The sequence below is a fragment of the Gordonia sp. DT218 genome (assembly GCF_049847105.1).
Lineage (GTDB): Bacteria > Actinomycetota > Actinomycetes > Mycobacteriales > Mycobacteriaceae > Gordonia.
Genome location: NZ_JBNCNS010000002.1, coordinates 131862 through 154851 on the forward strand (window position 1 = coordinate 131862; position 22990 = coordinate 154851).

Annotated in this window: 1 protein-coding gene (running past both ends of the window); it reads left to right on the forward strand. The window is 69.8% G+C overall.

All 22990 nt of this window come from inside a single coding sequence — locus tag ACPXCG_RS07615, non-ribosomal peptide synthase/polyketide synthase (protein ID WP_425790725.1), on the forward strand. Of the gene's 53661 coding nucleotides, 15880 precede the window and 14791 follow it; the stretch shown corresponds to coding positions 15881–38870, spanning codon 5294 (partial) through codon 12957 (partial); the first codon wholly inside the window starts at window position 3. The start codon and the stop codon both lie outside this window.

A 22990-nucleotide genomic window follows, 5' to 3' on the forward strand; every position in this document is an offset into this window, starting at 1 on the left:
AGCGCATCGAACTCGGCGAGATCGAGTCGGTGCTCACCGCCGTCGACGACGTGGTGCACGCTGCGGTCACGGTCGCGCGGTCGTCCACCGGGGCCGAACACCTCGTCGCCTATCTGGTCGGACCGGCCACTCCCGAGCCGGCGAAAACCGCGGCCGCAGAGGCGCTGCCGGAATACATGCGGCCGACCGTGTGGAGCCTGCTCGACGCCATCCCGCTGGGCAGCTCCGGAAAGCTGGACCGTCGGGCGTTGCCGGGGCCCGACTTCACTGCGCTGGACACCGATTACGAGGCACCTGCCGACGACGACGAGCGTGCGATCGCCGGGATCTTCGCCGGTGCCCTCGGCGTCGACCGGATCTCGGTGACCGAATCCTTCTTTGCGCTCGGCGGCGACTCGATCATGTCCATCCGGGTGTCGTCGGCTCTGCGTGCCGCGGGCTACACCGTGAGCCCCCGGGACATCTTCGAGCGGCGGACCGTGCGGGGCCTGGCCATCGCAGCCCGCGCCGGCGCGGTCGCCGACCTGGCCGAATACCCGGGCGGGGGAGAGGGCGAGGTCGCGCTCACCCCGGCCGTGCACTGGATGCTCGAACATGCCGACGAGCCGTCCGACATCGCCGATTTCTCGCAGAGCAGCGTGCTGGTCCTGCCCGACGGCATCTCCGAACCCGAGCTGCGCACGGTGGTCGCCGCGGTCGTCGCGCACCATCCGATGCTCGGTGCACGGCTGGTCGAGCGCGACGGCGCGTGGGAGCTGACCGCGGGCAACGCGTCCGACGTGGGCGCCGCGGTCGAGATCCGAGACATCGACGCCCCGGTCGATTCGCCGGCCTTCACCGAGGCCGTCCGCGAGGGGCACGTCCAGGCGCTGGGACGTCTCGACCCGGGCACGGGTGCAGTGCTCCAGGCCGTCGGGCTGCGGAGCCCGGACGGGCGCGGCAGGCTGGTTCTCGCCATTCATCATCTCGCGGTCGACGCCGTCTCGTGGTCGGCGATCATCACCGATCTCGTCACCGCATGGGCTCAGTACTCAGCGGGACAGGGGATCTCGCTGCAACCGACCGGCACGTCGATGCGGCGCTGGGCCGGCGTGCTCGCCGATCTCGCCGGCCGGGACGAGGAACTCCCGATCTGGGCCGAGCACCTGCGGGCGCCAGACGTCGAGCAGGTCGGCAGGCCTTTCGAACGGGCCCGCGATCGTCAGGCGACGGTCCGGACCGTGTCGTGGACGCTGCCCACCGACCTGACCGAAGCCCTGCTGACCAGGGTGCCGAAGGCCTTCCGGACCGGGGCCGACAACCCGTTGCTCGCGGCCTTGGCCCTGGCGGTGGCGGATGCGACCACCGGTGGTCGCATCGCCATCCTCCTCGAGGGCCACGGACGTGAGGAATCCGTCGCACCGGGCGCCGATCTGTCGCGCACGGTCGGATGGTTCACCAGCATCGCACCGCTGACCGTCGATGTCCCCGCGGACGGTGGTGACACGGCCGACATCACCGCGTTGGTCAAGTCCGTCAAGGACTCCCGGGCCGCCATGCCCGATCACGGTGTGGCATTCGGGTCACTGCGCCACCTGCGCGACGGCTCACCGCTCGCAGACCTGCGGCTCCCGTCGATCAGCTTCAACTACTTCGGCAATGTCGGTGGTCCGGCGGACGCTGCCGCGGGGAACGATGTCGCCGGCTTCCTGCCGGCGACGGATGCGCCGGTGCTGCCGCCGTCGGTGTCCGGCGCGATGGTGGCACTGTCCTCGCTGGCGGTCAACGTCTCCGCGGTCGCCGATGGCGACGGCCGGACCCTGCGAGCTGACTTCAGCTTCCCGGCCGCCGTCCTCGACGACGACGAGGTCAGCGCGATCGCGCGACGGTGGCAGGGCGGTCTCGCCACCATCGTCGCCGACCTCGACGCCGTGGGCGATCCCGGCCTGTCCGAATCCGATGTGGTGACAACCGGACTCGCGCAGCACGAGATCGACGAGCTCGCCAGACAGTACCCGGAGGCGGATCTCTGGGCGTTGTCCCCGCTGCAGAACGGGCTGCTGTTCCAGTCCGAGATCGTCGACCGCCCCGATGAGATCGACGTGTACTCGGTCCAGGTGATCATCGAGGTCGCCGACGGTATCGACGAGCCCCGGATGCAACGGGCGGCCGGCGAATTGTTCCGAGCACACCCAGTGCTGCGATCCGCGTTCGTGCGGACGGCCGACGGTACGCCGGTCACCGTGGTGCCGCCGGACGTCGAACCCGATTGGCAGACGGTCGATCTCACCTCCCTCGACGCCGACGCTGCGCAGGCGCGTCTGGCGGCACTCGCCGGCGAGCAGCGCACCACCCGCTTCGACCTCGCACGACCCGGCCCCATCCGGTTCGTCGCGGTCACGATGCCGTCGGGTGGGCACCGGCTGATCATCACCAACCACCACATCCTCCTCGACGGCTGGTCCGGGCCGCTGGTGATCGCCGACCTGTTCGCCGCCTACCTCGGCGACGGCGCCGTCCCCGCCCCGCAGACGCCCCGTGCCGACTACGCCGACTTCCTCACCTGGCTGGCCGACCGGGATGGCGCCGCCGCGCGGGAGGCGTGGCGAGAGGCGCTGGCGCCGTTGGACGGCCCGACCCTCCTCGCGCCCGAGCGGGCCACGGTCGCCGAGACACCGGCGGAACGCGACGTCGACCTCGATCACGAGCTGGTCTCCGGACTGCACCGCTTCTCCCGCGAGCACGGGGTGACGCCGTCGACCGCGATCCAGGTCGCGTGGGCCCTCACCCTGTCCCGGCTGATCGGGCAGCAGGTGGTGGCCTTCGGTGAGACCGTGTCCGGCCGCCCGGCCGACATCGACGGCGTGGAGGCCGCGATCGGCCTGTTCATCAACACCATCCCGGTGATCGTCGACTGCGATCCGGCACAGACCCTGGGCGAGGTCGCGTCGGCACTGCAGGACGCCAAGACCCGGCTCCTGGACCATCAGCACCTCGGCCTGGCCGAGATCGGCGAGATCGCCGGGCATCCGGTCCTGTTCGACACCTTGACCGTCTACGAGTCCTATCCGGTCGACTCCGACGCCCTGGCCTCGGGGAGTCGCGCGGCCGGTCTGGACATCACCGGCGTCGACTTCGCCGACTCCACCCACTATCCGCTCAACCTGATCGTCGGACCGACCGGCGACGGCATGCGGTTCGCCTTCAAATACCTGCCGAGCGTCATCGGCGACGACGAGGTCGTGCGCGTGGCCGACCATGTCCGCACGGTGCTCGCCACGCTCGTCGAGGTGCCCGAGCGCATGCTCGCCGACGTCGACACCATCAGCGACGCCGATCGGGCGCTGGTCACCGGGTGGGCGCACGGCGACCGGGCCGACGTCGACGCCACGACGCTTGCCGATCACGTTGCGGCGCAGGCCCGTGCAACGCCCGATGCCATCGCGCTGGTCTTCGATGGCAACTCGATCACGTACGCCCGGTTCGGTTCGCGGGTGTGGAACCTGGCGCGCGACCTGATCGCGCGTGGCGTCGGACCCGAAGTCGCCGTGGGCGTGTGTATCCCACGGTCGGTGGAACTGCTCGTCGCCCTGCACGCCGTGGTCGCGGCCGGCGGGCACTACGTGCCGATCGACCCGGACGCCCCGGCCGACCGTGTCGAGTACATGCTCGACACCTCCGGCGCGACGCTCGTGCTCGTCGCCGATGACACCGCACACACAATCGGCGCGCAGCACACCGACACAATGACCATTGCGGCCGAGCGCACCGCCGACGTGACCGTCGCACCGATCACCGATGCCGACCGGATCGCTCCGCTGCGAGGCGAGAGCCCCGCATACACGATCTTCACGTCCGGATCGACCGGGCGCCCCAAGGGCGTCACGGTGACACACGAGGCGATCGCGAATCGTCTCGCGTGGATGCAGGCGTCGTACCCGATCAACTCGGGCGACACCGTCATCCAGAAGACCCCGGCCACCTTCGACGTGTCGGTGTGGGAATTGTTCTGGCCGTTGATGCTCGGCGCGGAACTGGTGATCGCCCGTCCCGACGGCCATCGCGACCCGGCCTACCTCGCGGAACTCATCCGCGAGCAGCGGGTGACCACCACACACTTTGTGCCGTCCATGCTGTCGACGTTCATCGACGTCGTCGGGGCCGCCGGTCTGGCCGAGTTGACGTCGATCCGCCAGGTGTTCACCTCTGGTGAGGCGCTTGCGCCGACGGTGGCCGCCGCGGCACTCGACGCGTTGCCGAACGCGCGGCTGCACAATCTGTACGGACCCACCGAGGCGGCCGTCGACGTCACCTTCCACGAGGTGCGGCCCGGCGACACCGCCGTTCCGATCGGCCTACCGGTCTGGAACACCGCCACCCGGGTGCTGGATTCGCAACTGCGGCCGGTTCCACCCGGGGTGGCGGGCGAACTGTATCTCGGTGGTGTGCAGCTCGCGCGCGGATACGCGGCCCGTGCCGACCTGACCGCCGACCGGTTCGTCGCCGATCCGTTCGGCGAGGCCGGTGCGCGCCTCTACCGCACCGGCGACCTGGTGCGGTACACCTCCGACGGCGAGCTGGATTATCTGGGCCGCACCGATTTCCAGGTGAAGCTGCGCGGTCAGCGCATCGAACTCGGCGAGATCGAGGCCGTCCTCGCGTCCGTGCCGGGCGTCGTGCACGCGGTTGCCACGGTCACGGCCACCTCCACCGGCGACGAACACCTCGTCGGCTACGTCGCCGGCGATTCGATCGACCTCCAGACCGTGCGTGAGGCCGCCGCGCAGGCGCTGCCGGAGTACATGCGTCCCACGGTCTGGTCGCTGCTCGAGGAGATGCCGTTCAACACCGCGGGCAAGATCGACCGCCGCGCACTGCCCGAGCCGGAGTTCGCGGCAGGGGAGTACGCCGAACCCGCGACCGACGCCGAACGTGCCATCGCCGCCGTGTTCGGCGACGTCCTCGGCCTCGACACCGTGTCGGCCGCCGACAGCTTCTTCGACCTCGGCGGCAACTCTCTGTCGGCAACCAGAGTCGCCGCCCGCATCGCCGAGGCCCTCGGTACCCGGGTCGGGGTGCGCGACCTCTTCGACGCGCCGACGGTCCGTGCGCTCGCCACCCGGGTCGCCGACATCACCGGCCCGGTAACGGAAACGCTGACCGCCGGCCCACGCCCCGAGCGCATCCCGCTGTCGAGCGCACAACAGCGGATGTGGTTCATCAACCAGTTCGACCTGTCGTCGCCTGCCTACAACATCCCGTTTGCGCTGACGCTCACCGGCCGCCTCGACGCCGACGCCCTGCGCGCCGCTCTCGCCGACGTGATCAGCCGACACGAGAGCTTGCGCACCGTCTTCCCGGCCGACGAGAACGGCGATGCGGCACAACAGATCCTCGACCCCACGATCGCGACGACCGACACATCCTGGTGGAGTCGACCCACAGACGCCGCCACCGCGCGCGATCTCGCCGGGCAACCGTTCGACGTCACCCGCGACCTACCGATCCGTACTGCGCTGGTCTCGACGGGGGACGACGACCACCTGCTCGTGGTGATCATCCACCACATCGCCGCCGACGGTGAGTCGCTCGCCCCGCTGCTGCGCGACATCGTCACCGCCTACACGGCACGGACCGCTGGCACCACACCGGGCTGGCCGGACCTGTCCGTCCAGTACGCCGACTTCGCGCTGTGGCAGCAGCGGGTGCTCGGCTCCGCCGACGATCCGGACTCGATCGTGGGACAGCAGATCTCGTACTGGACCGAACAGCTCGCCGACCTGCCCGACGTCATCGAACTGCCCATGGACCGCCCGCGTCCCGCCGCGGCGTCCTTGCGTGGTGGGCTCGCCGGATTCGACGTCCCCGCCGATCTCGTCGACGCCGTCGACGATCTCTCCCGGCGCCATGGTGCGACGCCGTTCATGGTGCTGCACGCCGCCCTCGCCGCGCTTCTCGGCCGCATCGGCGCCACCACCGACGTCGCCATCGCGACGCCGGTGGCCGGACGCGGACAGGCCGCCCTCGACGACGTGATCGGCATGTTCGTCAACACTCTCGTGCTGCGCAGCGAGATCGATCCCGGCATGTCGTTCCGCGAGCTGCTGACTGCCACCCGCGGAACCGATCTCGATGCCTTCGGCCACGCGGACGTCCCATTCGAGCACCTCGTCGAACGACTCGCACCGACCCGATCGGAGGCCTTCGCCCCGCTCGCGCAGGTCATGTTCACGCTGGAACAGCATGCGCAATCGCGCGTGGACCTGCCGGACCTGAGCATCGCGCCGGCCGAACCTGCCGATCCCGCAGCACGTTTCGACCTCACCGTCGGCCTGTCCGCCACACGCACCGACGACGGCCGGCTGACCGCCCTCGACGGTTCGATCGTCTATGCGACCGACCTGTTCGACCACGACACCGCGATCCGGCTCGCCGACTGGTATGTCGCGATCCTGCGGGCGCTCGTCGACGACCCGGAGGCCGTGGTCGGCGATGTGCCGCTCGTCGACTCGGCCGGACGCGGCAAGCTCCGCGCATGGTCACAGGGCCTCGACGTCGACACCGACGCCGCGGTACTGCCCGACGCGATCGCAACGGCGGTCCGTTCGCACCGCAGCGCACCCGCCCTCGTCGACGGCGACCGGACCATCTCCTACGCCGATTTCGGCGCACGGGTGAACGGCCTCGCGCGCGAACTCATCGGAGCCGGCGTGGGCCCGGACGTCGCGGTCGCCGTCGCGGTCCCGCGCTCCGCGGAGATGCTGGTCGCGATCCATGCGGTGGTGACCGCCGGCGGTCACTACGTGCCGATCGATCCGGCGGCGCCGGCGGATCGCATCGACTACATGCTCGACACCGCACGCGCGGCCGCAGTCATCGTCGGCCCCGGCGGCGTGCCGGACGCGCTCGCCGACTCGAACCGTCCCCTCATCGTCGCCGACCTGTCCGCGCCGGTCGCCGGGGACACCTCGCCGGTCACCGACGCCGACCGCAGGACACCGCTGACCGCCGACCACGCCGCCTACACCCTGTTCACCTCCGGCTCGACGGGCCGCCCCAAGGGCGTCGTCATCACCCACGCGGCCATAGCGAACCGCCTGGCCTGGATGCAGGACTCCTACCGGTTGCGCGGCGCAGACGTCGTGCTGCAGAAGACGCCGGTGACCTTCGACGTGTCGGTGTGGGAATTGTTCTGGCCGTTGATGGTCGGCGCGCAACTGGTGATCGCCCGTCCCGACGGCCACCGCGACCCGGCCTATCTGGCGCAGCTCATCCGCGAGCAGCGGGTGACCACCACACACTTCGTGCCGTCGATGCTGTCGGCCTTCATCGACGTCCTCGGCCCCGAAGGGCTCTCCGCATTGTCGTCGATCCGGCAGCTGTTCACTTCCGGTGAGGCGCTGGCACCCTCGGTCGCCGCGACCGCGCTGGACGCGCTGCCGAACGTGCGGCTCCACAATCTGTACGGGCCCACCGAGGCGGCCGTCGACGTCACCTACCACGAGGTGCGATACGGCGACACCGAGGTACCGATCGGCCGGCCGGTCTGGAACACCACGACGCGCGTCCTCGACGCCCGGCTCCATCCGGTCCCCATCGGGGTGCCCGGCGAGCTCTACCTCGGTGGCTTGCAACTCGCCCGCGGGTACGCCTCGCGCACCGACCTCACCGCCGACCGGTTCGTCGCGGACCCGGCCGGGCCGGCCGGGGCCCGCATGTACCGCACCGGCGACCTGGTGCGCCACGATCCCCAGGGTGATCTGGAATACCTGGGCCGCACCGACTTCCAGGTGAAGCTGCGCGGTCAGCGCATCGAGCTGGGCGAGATCGAGGCGGTGCTCCTCTCCGCACCCGGAGTGGTGCACGCCGCGGCCACCGTCGCGACCACCGCCGACGGCTCCGAACATCTGGTCGCCTACCTCGCCGGCAGCACCGGGGAATCCGGCGGAACAGGGATCGATCTTGCCCCGGTCAAGGCGCTCGCGGCCCGCATGCTCCCGGAGTACATGCAGCCGACGGTGTGGATGCCATTGCAGCACGTCGAGCTCACCGGTTCGGGCAAACTGGATCGACGTGCCCTGCCGGCACCGGAGCGCGGCGGCGGCGAGTACGTGGCGCCCACCACCGACACCGAGGTGACCATCGCCGGTGTCTTCGCCGAGGTACTCGGCCTCGACCGCGCATCGGCGACCGAGAGTTTCTTCGACCTCGGGGGCAACTCGCTGTCCGCCACCCGGGTGGCCGCTCGCGTCGGCCGCGCCCTCGACACCGACGTCACGGTGCGGGACCTGTTCGACGCGCCGACCGTGCGATCGCTGGCCGAACGGGTCCGTCCGGGAACCGGTGCGACCGCGCCGATCGTCGCGCAGCCCCGGCCCGACGTCATCCCGTTGTCGTTCGCGCAGCAGCGGATGTGGTTCATCAACCAGTTCGACATCACATCCTCGGCGTACAACATCCCGTTGGGCCTGCGGCTGGCCGGAGATGTCGATCACGATGCCCTGCTCGATGCGCTGCTGGACGTGATCGGACGACACGAGATCCTGCGCACCGTGTACCCCACCGTGGACGGGCGACCCGCACAACGCATCCTGGACGTCGACGCCGCCGCCGAGCGTCTCGACTGGTCGTTCGCCCGCGACTCCGGCGACCTGCGCGACGCCACCGCCCGCGGATTCGACATCGCGAGCGACCTCCCGATTCGCGGACGGGTCTGGCGGGCAGCGGATTCGGGGACCACCGACGTCATCGTCGTGTGCCATCACATCGCCTTTGACGGGGAGTCGGCCAAGGTTCTCGCGACCGACCTGGTCCGTGCCTACCTCGCGCGTACCGGCGTCGGGTCGGCCGCCGAGCCGCCGACCGTCCAGTACGCCGATTTCGCGTTGTGGCAACACCAGACGCTCGGCCGCACCGACGACGCGACCTCACCCATCGGCCGGCAGTTCGCGCACTGGCTGTCGGTCCTCGACGAGATCCCGGCGGTCACCGACCTGCCCATGGACCGGCCGCGGCCATCGGTGCTCGAAGCCGACGGCGAGCGCGTGAGCATCGACCTACCCGCGGATCTCGCCGCTGCGGTGCGGCGCACCGCGGCCGAGACCGGTCTGACGCCGTTCATGGTGTGCCACGGCGCGCTCGCGCTGACCGTGGCCCGACTCGCCGCGACGCGCGACGTCGTGATCGGGGCGCCCGTCGCCGGCCGCGGACAGGCGGTCCTCGACGAATTGATCGGCATGTTCGTCAACACCTTGGTGTTGCGGACCGCTGTCGACCCGGCGGTGTCGGTCGAGGACTTCCTCGCCGAGGTCAGAGCCGTCGACCTCGAGGCCTTCGCCCACAGCGACGTCGCCTTCGAACAACTCGTGGATGCGCTGGCACCGGAACGGTCGACAGCGCACGCGCCGCTCACGCAGATCGCGTTCACCTATGCGACCGACGACACGGCCGGTCGCGCGGCGTTCACCGGGGCCGGACTCGAGATCGAACCGCTCGACCTCGCCGAACAGGATGCCAAGTTCGACCTCACCGTCGGTGTCCTCGAACGCCCCGGAAGCGACGGGACACCCGACCTGAAGGCGGAGTTCCTCTATGCGCGAGCATTGTTCGACGAGCCGACGATCCTGGGGTTCGCCGACACCTGGCTGCGGGTCCTCGGCGCGGTCACCGGGGACCGTACCGCCGCCGTCGGCGACATCGACCTGCTCGACGATGCCCAGCGGCGGGAGATGGACGCCGTCCGCGCCGAACTCGCGGCGGCCGCCCGAGCGAACGAGACCTTCGGTGGTGGGAAGACTCTCCCCGAGGTCCTCGGCGACCGCACCCTCGATCCGGAGCATGCCGCACTCATCAGTGGCGCGGAGACGATCGACTACCAGGAATTCGAATCCCGGACCAACCGACTCGCCCGCACCCTGATCCGCCACGGTGTGGGACCGGACGTGGTGGTCGCGGTCGGCATCGCACGGTCGATGGAGTCGGTCGTCGCCACGTGGGCGGTGATCAAGGCGGGAGGTGTCTACCTGCCGATCGACCCGACCTACCCGGACGATCGCATCGACCACATGTTGTCGGATTCGGGTGCGGCCCTGGGCCTCACAACGGTCGCCGACCGCGTCACCCTCGGCGACCGTGATCGGCCGCACTGGCTTGTCCTCGACGAGACCGACCTGATCGAGGCGACCGGGCGGGAGTCGGCGGACACCGTGACCGATGCCGAGCGGCTTGCACCGGTACGCCTCGACAACCTCGCCTACCTGATCTACACGTCCGGCTCGACAGGTCGGCCCAAGGCGGTTGCCGTCAACCACCGCGGCATCTCCGATCTCGTACAAGCATTGCGTGAAGTGTCCTCCGGCCCAGCCACGCGCGTGCTGCACGTGGCATCGCCGAGCTTCGACGCCTCGATGCTCGAGATGATCTGGGCCATCGGATCCGGGCACACGCTGGTCGTCTCGCCTGCCGAGATCTACGGTGGCGCCGAACTCGCCGCCCTCATCGCACGGCACCGCATCACCGATGCGCTGATCACGCCCACCGTGCTCGCCACCGTCGATCCCGCGGGACTCACCACCCTCAAGCACCTCGCGACGGGTGGCGAGGCCTGCCCGCCCGAACTGATCGGGCGGTGGGCCGCCGACGGGCGGGCACTGTTCAACTTCTACGGGCCGTCCGAGACGACGATCTGGGCCACCGCCGGCCGATCTCTCCCGGGCCGACCGGTCACCATCGGGCGACCGATCCGGGGTTTCACCGCCTACATCCTCGACGAGCGCCTCAACCCGGTGCCGCACGGTGTCATCGGCGAGTTGTACCTCTCGGCACCCGGTCTGGCGCGCGGTTACCTCGCGAGGGCAGGCCTGACCGCCGCGCGATTCGTCGCCGATCCGCTGGGACTGCCCGGGTCACGGCTCTACGCCACCGGCGACCTGGTCCGGCGGACCCCCGCCGGCGAGATCGAGTTCGCCGGGCGTGCCGACCACCAGGTGAAGATCAACGGTCAGCGAGTCGAACTCGGCGAGATCGACGCCGTGCTCGCCGCAGCCGATGGCGTTGCACATGCGCTCACCCTGGGTGCCGAGGACCCCGCCGGACGGACCCGACTGGTCGGCTATCTCGTCGCCGACGACCGCACGGTTCTCGACACCGCCGCGGTGTCGAGCGAGGCAGGTCGGCGACTGGCCGCTCACATGGTGCCTGCACAGCTGATCGTGCTCGACGCGCTGCCGTTGACCCCCGCGGGCAAGTTGGACCGGGCCGCCCTGCCCGCCCCGGACTTCGTCGCCGACACCGAGTTCGTGCCACCCGCGACGGATACCGAACGCACCCTGGCCGGCATCGTCGCCGGCTTGCTGGGCGCGGACCGGGTGGGCGCCACCGACTCGTTCTTCACCCTCGGCGGCGACAGCATCATGTCCATCCAGCTGGCATCCGCGGCCAAGTCCGCGGGGTTTGCCCTCACCCCTCGGGACATCTTCGAGCACAAGACGATCCGTGCCATGGCCGCGGCGGCGGGCGTCGTCGGCGCGGCGGTGGAACCACTCGCCGAACTGGCCGACGGGCCATCCGGCCAGATGGTGATCACGCCGATCGTCGACTGGATGCTCGAGCACGCTGATTCACCCGCGGACTTCGCCGACTTCTCACAGGCCAATCTCCTCCGTCTGCCCGCCGGGCTGACCGGAGATGACCTGCGGCACATGCTCGCCGCGCTGGTCGCCGCCCACCCGATGCTGACCGCGCGACTGCGCCAGGTCGAGGGGGAGTGGAACCTCGACACCGGCGCCACCGTGGACACCGGTCGCCTGGTGCGGACCGCGGCGGTGGCGGCGGCGCCCGGCAGTGCGGAGTTCGCCGGTGCGATAACCGATCTGCACGCCGAGGCACTCGCCGAACTCGATCCCGCGACGGGCGACATCCTGCGCTGTGTCGTGGTGGTACCCGACACGGTCGAGATCGCCGACGGCGGCGTCGCGGTCGGTGCCGGCGCCCGGCTGCTGATCGTGATCCATCATCTCGCCGTCGATGCGGTGTCGTGGCCGACGATCGTGGTCGACCTGGCGACCATGTGGTCACAGCGGGAATCCGGTCTCGCGCCGGCACCGCAACCCGAGGGCACCTCGGTTCGTCGGTGGTCCCGCCTGCTCGCCGACCACGCGGCCGACCGATTGACCGAACTGCCCTACTGGCTGGAGCGGTTGCCGGCGAACCCACTGCGCATCGGCCGCGAACTCGACCGCGCCGAGACTCGAGCGGCGCAGCCGGTGACGGTGCCGCTGCTGGTGGACGCCGACACCACCCGCGCGTTGCTCACCACCGTGCCCGACGCGTTCGGCGCCGGCACCCAGGACGCGCTGCTCGCCGCGCTGGCCAGGGCCGTCCACGGGTGGACCGGTGCACACGCAGGGGGTACCGACGGCCCAGAGGGTGTCGACGATGCAGTCGTGTTCGGCGTCGAGGGCCACGGCCGGGAGACCGAGATCGCCGCCCGCGGTGACGATCCACGAGCCGTGGACCTGTCGCGAACCGTCGGGTGGTTCACGACGATATCCCCGGTGCGTGTCCCGGTGGGCGGCGACCACGACGTCGTGCGCACGGTGAAGGAGACCAAGGAGGAGCTCCGCGGCCGCGAGGACCACGGCCTCGGATTCGGCGTGCTGCGCTATCTCGCGCCGCGCGTACTCACCGCCCCGGACACCGATGCCGCGACCCTCGCCGACCTGGCCGAGCTCGGGCGCAGGCGCCTGCCCTCGATCGGGTTCAACTACTTCGGAAATGTCGCAGCGTCGGGCCCGCAGAACGCCGACGCCGCCGATGCGGCATTCGTGCCGTCGGGCGACGATGTCGAGCTCCCGTCGACGCTCAGCGGCGCCCTGGTGATGCCCCATGCGCTGTCGGTGGACGTCCAGACCGTCGTCATCGACGGGCACCGACGGCTCCGCGCGTCGTTCGCGTATCGCCCGGGTTCGCTCACCGACGACGAGGTCACCGATCTCGGCGCCCGCTGGGCCACGGAGCTGGCGGGCATCGTCGCGGCGACCGAGGCCGCGGATCCCGGGCCGTCTCCGTCCGATCTCATCGGACCGCGTCTGCGCCAGGACGAGATCGACGATCTGGGTCGCCGCTATCCAGGTGCCGAGATCTGGCCACTGACCCCGCTCCAGCAGGGGCTCTACTTCCAGGCCGAACTCGGGGCGGCGTCGGGCGACGAGAAGTCTGCGGCCGCAGAGGTCGACGTGTACGTGACGCAGGCCGTGATCGAGCTCGCGGGCGATATCGACGTCGAGCAGATGCGATCTGCCGCAACAAGTCTCCTGGATCACCATCGAGTCCTGCGCTCGGGCTACGTGCGGACTGTCGAGGGGACGGTCGTCGCAGTCGTCCCGCCCCGGATCGATCCGGAGTGGGCCACGATCGATCTGCGCGACGAGACGGGCGAACCCGACGACCACCTCGAATCGATCGCGATGGATCAGGTGCGGCGCCCGTTCGTCCTCTCCGAGCCCGGCCTGATCCGATTCGCGTTGGTGCTGCTGCCCGGATCACGTGCCGCACTCGCCGTCACCAGCCATCACCTCGTGGTGGACGGGTGGTCGGGACCGTTGATCGTCGGTGACCTGTTCGCCACGTACCTCGGCGGTCACCCGTTGACCTCCACCGACAGCGGAGATTTCGCGACCTTCCTGCGGTGGCTCGCCCGGCGCGACGACGCTGCCGCACGTGCGGTCTGGTCGGACGCGTTGGCCCGCCTCGACGGCCCGACCGTCGTCGCCCCCGGACGGGTGGCCACCGAGGATGCGCGGCCTCGCGAGCACGTCATCGACACCGGGGCGGATCTGGGGATCGCCCTCGGGCACGCCGCTCGGCGACTCGGCGTCACCACCTCGACCCTGCTCCAGTTCGGTTGGGCGGTGCTGTTGTCGCGGCTCACCGGGCAGCAGACGGTCGGTTTCGGCGAGACGGTGTCGGGCCGTCCGGCCGACATCGACGGCGTCGAGCAGATGGTCGGCCTGTTCATCAACACATTGCCCGTCGCGGTCACCGTCGATCCGGACCAGCGGATCGACGACGCGGTACGTGCCTTGCAGGACACCAAGACCCGACTTCTCGATCACCAGCACATGGGCCTGGCCGACATCGCCGCGGCCACCGGCCACCACGCGCTGTTCGACACCCTCACCGTCTACGAGTCCTACCCGGTCGACGCCGATACGATCGCCGACAACGGGCAGTCCGAAGACCTTCAGATCACGGCGATCCGCACCGGTGATGCAACGCACTACCCCCTGAACCTGATCGCCGCACCGGCACGTGACACCTCGGGTGCCACGGCCGATGCCGCCGCGTCGGGTGTGTCGCTACAGCTCAAGTACCTGCCGGATGCGTTCTCCGACGCCCAGATCGAGCATCTCGGCAACGCCTTCACACAGATCCTGCTCGCGCTCGGCGCCACCGATCCCGGTCGCGTCGGCGATATCGACCTGCTGACACCCGCGGATCGCGACATCATCGAGAAGTGGGGTCAGGGCGACCGGATCGACGAACCGGCCGACGTCGTGGGTGCGGGTCTGGCCGCTCAGGCCGCGCTCACACCGGATGCCGTCGCCGCGGTCGACGGCGACCGTGAGATCAGCTACGGCGAGTTCAGCGCGCAGGTCAACGTACTCGGCCGATCGCTGATCGCGGCGGGCATCAGACCAGACGACGCGGTGGGAGTCTGTCTGCCACGGTCGATCGAGATGCTCGTGGCGGTCCATGCGATCACGATCGCAGGTGGTCAGTACGTGCCGATGGACACCGAGGCGCCGGCCGACCGCGTGCGATACATGACCGATACCGCCTCGGTGACAACGGTTCTCATCGGTCCCGGGGGAGTACCCGCGGCGGTCGCCGCTGCGGGCGTGGACACCATCGTGGTCGATGCGAGTGTTCCGGCCGAGGTGGGCGCGGCGATCACCGATGACGATCGCCGGGCACCGTTGCGCCCGGAGCACGCGGCCTACACGATCTTCACCTCCGGATCGACCGGCCGCCCCAAGGGCGTAACCGTCTCCCACCGGTCGGTCGTCAACCGACTCCGGTGGGGACTGGAGACCTTCGACGGGGTCGACGCGACATCGGCGACCATCCTGAAGACGCCGTACACGTTCGACGTGTCGGTGCCGGAGCTGTTCGCACCGTTCATGATCGGTGCGCGGGTGATCGTCGCCCGCCCCGGCGGACATGCCGATCCCGCCTACCTGGCCGAGCTCGTCGCCCGGCACGGCATCGTGGCCGTCGACTTCGTCCCCTCGATGCTCGCCGCCTTCCTCGACGTCGTCGAGGACGAGCAACTCGCGGCCATGACCGGACTGCGCCACCTCTACATCGCGGGCGAGGCCCTGCCGCCCGCCCTCGCCCGTACCGCCCGCGAACGACTCCCGCAGGTGGCGCTGCACAACCTGTACGGCCCCACCGAGGCCGCCGTCGAGGTGACCGCGCACGCCATCGGAACCGTCGACGAGCACTGCACGGTGGTGCCGATCGGCGGACCGATCCGGAACACGGCGGTGTGGGTCCTCGACGACCGGCTGCGCCCGGTGCCGCCGGGAGTCGCAGGCGAGCTGTACCTCGGCGGCATACAGATCGCCCGCGGCTACGCGGCGCGCCCGGATCTCACCGCCGAACGCTTTGTGGCAGATCCGTTCGGCACCGGGGGGCGGCTCTACCGCACCGGCGACCTCGTCCGCTGGAGCATGTCCGGAGAGATCGAATACCTGGGCCGCACCGACTTCCAGGTGAAACTGCGCGGCCAGCGCATCGAGCTCGGCGAGATCGAATCGGTGCTGACCTCGGCGCCGGGCGTCGTCCACGCGGCCGCCACCGTCGCCACGGCTGCCGGGGGCGGCGAGCATCTCGTCGCGTATGTGGCGGCCGGACCCGGCCAGCGTCTCGATCTCGACGCGGTGCGCGACTCGGTTGCCGGTGCGCTGCCCGAATACATGCGTCCCACCGTGTGGATGACGCTCGACGAGGTTCCGCTTGGCAGCACCGGCAAGCTCGATCGTCGCGCGCTGCCCGAACCGGAGTTCGCCGCCGGTGAACTCGTGGCACCGGATGGCGAGATCGAGGAGACGATCGCGCAGGTCTTCGCCGAGGTGCTCGGCGTGGATCGGGTGTCGGTCGTCGACAGTTTCTTCGATCTCGGCGGCAACTCGCTCTCGGCCACCCGGGTGAGCGCGCGCGTCGGCAGTGCTCTCAAAGCCGATGTCGGCGTCCGGGATCTGTTCGAGGCGCCCACCGTCCGTGATCTCGCGCGTCGCATCCACACCGGTGACACCGAGGTCGAACCCCTCGTCGCGGGCCCGCGCCCAGACATCATCCCGCTGTCCACCGCGCAGCAGCGGATGTGGTTCATCAACCGGTTCGAACCCGGTTCCCCCGCCTACAACCTGCCGGTGGCTCTCCGGCTGCGTGGACAGGTCGACGTCGAGGCGTTGCGGACCGCGCTCGGCGACGTCGTCGAGCGGCACGAGACACTGCGCACGGTGTTCCCGGCCGCCGACGGACGCCCACATCAAGTCGTCGTCGGCGTCGACGAGGCCCGGAAGCAGCTGGACTGGGCCGAGATCGACGATCCGGCAGCGGCCTTCGACACGATCGCCACGGACGCCACCACCGGGTTCGATGTCACCACCGACATGCCGATCCGCGCGCGGATCGCCTCGCTGGGACCCGACGATCACGTCTTTCTCGTCGTCACCCACCACATCGCGGCCGACGGGGAGTCGACCGGGCCGCTGGTGCGTGACCTGCTGACCGCGTACGAGGCGCGTCGCCACGGACAACGACCCGGCCTGGCTCCGCTCGCGGTCGGATTCGCCGACTTCGCGCTCTGGCAGCAGCGCGTGCTCGGCGACACCGACGATCCGACCTCGGTGCTCGGTCGACAGCTGGACCACTGGACTCGGACCCTCGATGGGCTGCCCGACCTGCTCAACCTGCCGACCGATCACATCCGGCCGCCGGTGGCGAGCATGCGCGGGGCGAACATCCGCTTCACCATCCCGAGTGACACCCGGCGCGGCATCATCGACCTCGCCCGCCAACTGGGGGCCACCGAGTTCATGGTGGTGCACGCCGGTCTGGCAGTACTTCTCGCGCGGTTGTCCGGGACCTCGGACATCGCCATCGGCACGCCGGTCGCCGGTCGCGGTCGCGCCGAACTCGACGAGATCGTCGGCATGTTCGTCAACACCCTGGTGTTGCGCACCGAGATCGACGCCGCCGCCGGATTCGCCGACGTCGTCGCGGCGACGCGCAGCACCGACCTCGACGCCTTCGCCAACGCCGACGTGCCGTTCGAGCACCTCGTCGAGAAGCTGAATCCACTGCGCTCCGAGGCGTTCGCGCCACTGACCCAGGTGATGCTGGCCTACCAGCGGGCGATCTCCGATGACGTCGCCCTGCCCGGCCTCTACGTCACCCCCGTCGACGCAGGCGCACCCTCGGCCAAGGTGGACCTCACCATCGAGGTCTCGCCGGAGCGTGCCGACGACCCGGCAGCGGCCCTCGGCGGCAACATCATCTACGCCACCGACCTGTTCACCGAGGCGACGATCGTCGAGTTCGCTGCCCGTTTCGAGCGCCTCCTCGGCGAACTCGTCACCGCCCCGTCCACGCCGATCGGCGATGTCGAGTTGCTCAGCGAGGGCGATCGCAGACGCCGCCACGCCCTGTCCGCCGGCGTCGAGAAGGACGTGCCGCGCGACACGGTGCCCATCGCGCTGGTCCGGCAGGCGGTGGCCACCCCCGATGCCGTGGCCCTGGTGTCCGGTGATCGGACCCTGACCTATCGCGAGTTCGCCGCCCGCGTGAACAGCCTTGCCCGCGATCTCATCGCACTCGGCGTCACTCCGGATACAGCGGTGGCCGTGTGTATTCCGCGGTCCGTCGAGATGGTGATGGCCATCCACGCCGTCGTGACGGCCGGCGGGCAGTATGTCCCGGTCGACCCCGGGGTGCCGACAGATCGTGCTCGGTACATGGTCGACACCGCAGGCGTCGAGGTGGTGCTGGTCGATGCCCACACCGACCGCCCGGCGGCGATCGACGACCTCGCGGCAGAACTGCGCATCGTCGAGGTCGATGCATCAGCAGACGTCGATTCCGACCATCCCTCCTCGGCCGAGGTGACCGACGCCGACCGCGGCGCGCCACTGGGTCCGGATCATGCGGTCTACACCATTTTCACGTCCGGCTCGACGGGCCGTCCGAAGGGCGTGACCCTGCCGCACGACGCACTGGTCAACCGTCTCTGGTGGGGCCTCGACGAGCTGCCGATCGACGAGACCGACGCGGTCATGCTCAAGACCCCGTACACGTTCGACTGTTCCGTTCCGGAGATCTTCGCGCCGCTGATGGTGGGCGCACGCATGGTGATCCTGCGGGCCGACGGCCATCTCGACCCAGTCCACGTTGCCGAGCAGATCGCCGAACACCGCGTCACGATGGTGCATTTCGTACCGTCGATGCTGTCGGTGTTCCTGGAGGTGGCGGGCGCCGATCGGGTACGGGCCCTCGATTCGGTGCGGATCGTGTCGACGACCGGTGAGGCGTTGCCCCCCGCGGTGGCGGCCGAGACGCGCACGTTGCTCCCGGAGGCGTTGTTCTACAACCTGTACGGCCCGACGGAGGCCGCGGTCGAGATCACCTATCAGGAGATCGAGGCGATCGACCGCGACGTGCCGTCGGTGGCCATCGGTGTGCCGGTGTGGAATTCGACGGCGTATGTGTTGGACGCGCGTTTGCATCCGGTGCCGATCGGCGTCGCAGGCGAACTCTACGTCGGCGGTGTGCAGTTGGCGCGCGGATATGCGGCGCGGCCGGACCTGACGGCAGAGCGGTTCGTCGCCGACCCGTTCGGTGAGCCGGGAACCCGCCTGTACCGCACCGGCGACCTCGTCCGGTGGAACTCGCGCGACGAACTCGAGTATCTCGGCCGTACCGACTTCCAGGTGAAGCTGCGCGGTCAGCGGATCGAGCTCGGTGAGATCGAGGCGGCGATCGCCGAGGCCGACGGTGTCGTCCACGTGGCGGCGACCGTTGTCGACGGGCCCGACGGCGGGCAACATCTCGTCGCGTATGTGGCCGGTGCGCCCGGCCGATCGATCGACCTGCCCGCGGTGCGGTCGGTGACTGCCGAGGCACTGCCGGAGTACATGCGGCCGTCGGTGTGGATGGTTCTCGACGACATCGCGCTGAACTCGGCGGGCAAGCTGGATCGCCGGGCGTTGCCGGAACCGGAGTTCGCCGCGGGCCGATACGTGGCGCCGGAGACCGATGCGGAGTCGACCGTCGCGGGTGTGTTCGCCGATGTGCTCGGCGTCGACCGGGTGTCGGTGGTCGACGGTTTCTTCGATCTCGGTGGCAATTCGCTGTCGGCCACGCGGGTCGCCGCCCGCGTCGCCGAGGCGTTGGGGGTGGAAGTGCCGGTGCGGGCGCTCTTCGACGCGCCGACACCTCGTGACCTGGCCGCGGCCCTCGTCGACGCCGAGATGTCGGGCGCGCGGACCGCGGTCGGCTCGCCGCCGGCACCGCAACCACGTCCCGAGCAGATCCCGCTGTCGTTTGCGCAGCAGCGGATGTGGTTCATCAATCAACTCGAACCCGACTCGCCTGCCTACAACATCCCGGTCGTGCTGCGGCTTCGTGGCGCGCTCGATCTCGACGCCATGCGCCACGCACTCGAGGATGTCGTCGCGCGACACGAGGTCCTGCGTACCCGGTATCCGGCAGACTCCGACGGACTGCCCTTCCAGCGAATTCTCCCGGTGGGCACGACGGTCGACTGGGCGGTCGGCACCGAGAGCGATGCCTTCGGGATCGTGCGGCGGGGCTTCGACGTGACCGACGAGATGCCCGTCCGCGCCAGAATCGCCCGTGTCGGTGAGGACCCCGTCGAACACGTCCTGGTGCTGGTGACCCATCACATCGCCAGCGACGGCGAGTCCTGCTCGGTACTCGCGCGTGACCTGATCACCGCCTACGTGGCGCGACACGACGGTCGGGCGCCCGAATGGGCCGAGCTCGGCCTGCAGTACGCCGATTACGCACTGTGGCAACGCGATCAGATGGGCGACCCGCGCGACCCGGAATCCGCCATCGGCCACCAGCTCTCCTTCTGGCGGGCGGAGCTCGCCGGCCTGCCCGACGCCATCGAGTTGCCGACCGACCGGCCTCGCCCCCGGGTGTCGAGCATGCGCAGCGGCACCGTCGACTTCGTTGTCGACGGTGACGTCCGTCGCGCCGTCGAGTCCGCGGCCCGCGCACAGGGCGCGACCCTGTTCATGGCAATCCATGCGGCACTTGCCGTGCTGCTCGCCCGGATGTCGGCCACCCGCGACATCGCCATCGCCACCCCGATCGCCGGTCGCGGAAGCGCCGCTCTCGACGACCTGATCGGCATGTTCGTCAACACGCTGGTCCTGCGCACCGAGGTCGACCCGGAGCTCACCGTGTCCGGCCTCATGGACGCGGTGCGGCGAGTGGATCTCGACGCGTTCGCGCACGCGGATGTGCCGTTCGAGCAGGTGGTCGACGCGCTGGATCCGGTGCGATCGGAGGCATTCGAGCCGCTGGCCCAGGTGATGGTCATCCTCGAGCAGGCCGGCGGCGGTGTCGCGGGCGACACCACCGCGACCGACATCGACGGTGTGGAGTTCAGCGCGGTCGATCCCGACGCGGATGCCGCGAAGTTCGATCTGACGTTCGGCCTGCAGGACAGGGGCGAGCGGCTCGACGGCAAGATCGTCTATGCGGCCGATCTTTTCGACGACTCGACCGTCGCGGGTCTGGCCCGCGGATTCCAGCGGATTCTCCGGGCGATCGCAGATCGGCACGATGCTGCGGTGGGCGACATCGCGCTGCTCACCGATGCAGAGGTCGACGAACAACTCCGCGTGTCCACAGGAGAGAGCGGCCACATCGGCAGCATGCTCCTCACGGATGCGCTCGATGAGTTCGCTCGAGATCATCCCACGGCGACCGCATTGCGTTTCGGCGGTCGCACACTCGATCACCACGAGTTCTCCGCACGGGTCGACTCGCTGGCGCGCGATCTCATCGCCAGGGGTGTCGGTCCCGACGTGGCTGTCGGCGTGTGCATTCCACGGTCCGTCGAGATGGTCGTCGCGATCCACGCGGTGATCACCGCGGGCGGGCAGTATGTGCCGATCGATGTCGCGGCACCGCGTGACCGGGTCGAGTACATGCTGACCACCGCAGGAGTGGAACTCGTGATCGTCGGCGGCGCGCACACCGCGGTCGCCGAGATCGCGGTCGACACGGTGTTGCTCGACTGCTCGGGTACCGATTTCTCAAAAGCGGAGCCGGTGACCGATGCCGACCGGATCGCACCTCTCCGCCCGGAACATGCCGCCTACACGATCTTCACCTCCGGATCGACGGGCCGCCCCAAGGGTGTGACCGTGTCTCATGGGGCGATCGTCAATCGACTCGCGTGGATGCAGGCCGCATACGTCTTGGAGCCCTCCGATGTGGTGCTGCAGAAGACCCCGGTCACCTTCGACGTGTCGGTGTGGGAGTTGTTCTGGCCGTTCATGGTCGGCGCACAACTGGTGATCGCCCGGCCGGACGGCCACCGGGATCCGGCATATTTGGGGGAGCTGATCCGCACTGCACGGGTGAGTACCTTGCACTTCGTGCCGTCGATGCTGTCGGTCTTCGTCGATGCGCTGGGAACCGCCGGGCTCGTCGGCCTGACATCGGTACGGCAGGTGTTCACCTCGGGCGAGGCGTTGCCCCCGTCGGTCGCGCGGGCGGCGTGCGATTCATTTCCCGATATCCGCCTCCACAACTTGTACGGGCCTACCGAGGCGGCGGTCGACGCCACCCATCATGAGGTGACGCCGGGCGAACCGACCGTGTTCATCGGTCGATCGGTGTGGAACACCCGCGCCCTGGTGCTGGACGATCGCCTCCAGGTGGTCGGCCCGGGGACCCCGGGCGAGTTGTACCTGGGTGGCGTGCAGGTGGCCCGCGGGTACGCTGCCCGGCCGGACCTGACCGCGGAGCGGTTTGTGGCGGACCCGTACGGCCTTCCAGGCGCCCGTTTGTACCGCACCGGCGATCTGGCGCGTCGCACCCCGCGCGGTGACCTGGAGTATCTGGGGCGCACCGACTTTCAGGTCAAGCTGCGTGGTCAGCGCATCGAGCTCGGTGAGATCGAGGCGGTGCTGGCCTCTGCGCCGGGTGTCGTACACGCCGTGGCCACGGTGGCCACCGCGCCCGGCGGAGGCGAACATCTCGTCGCGTATCTCGCCGGCGCGCCCGGCGCGGTACTCGATCTCAGGTCGATCCGCACGATCATCGACACCGCGCTCCCCGAGTACATGCGTCCCACGGCGTGGACGGTGCTCGACGAGCTCCCGTTGAACTCGGCCGGAAAGCTGGACCGCAAGGCCCTGCCCGCACCCGAGTTCGGCGCGCCCGCAGTGGGTCACGTGCCGGCCGCGACCGATGCCGAGCGGGCCATCGCCGACGTGGTGTCCCGCATCCTGGGGACCGACGACGTGTCGGTGACCGAATCCTTCTTCGGTCTCGGCGGCGATTCGATCATGTCGATCCAGCTCTCGTCTTTGCTGCGCACCGCCGGACTGGACGTCAGCCCGCGGGACATCTTCGAACACAAGACGATCCGCGCCATTGCCCGGGCGACCACCGGCCGCGAGGTCGCGGTCCTGCCGGAGTACGAGGGCGGCGGTGTCGGACGCACCGCGCTCACCCCCGGTGTGCACTGGATGCTCGAGTTGTCCGACCGGGCGGAGGATTTCGCCGACTTCTCGCAAACCGTCACACTGACCCTGCCCGCGGCGATCGGGGTCGACGACCTCCGGGCCGTGCTCGACGCCGTGGTGGCCAACCATCCGATGCTGACGGCCACGCTCGTCGAAACCATGGACGACGGATGGGTCCTCACTGCGGGCGCGGCCCACTTCGACCCGATCGCCGC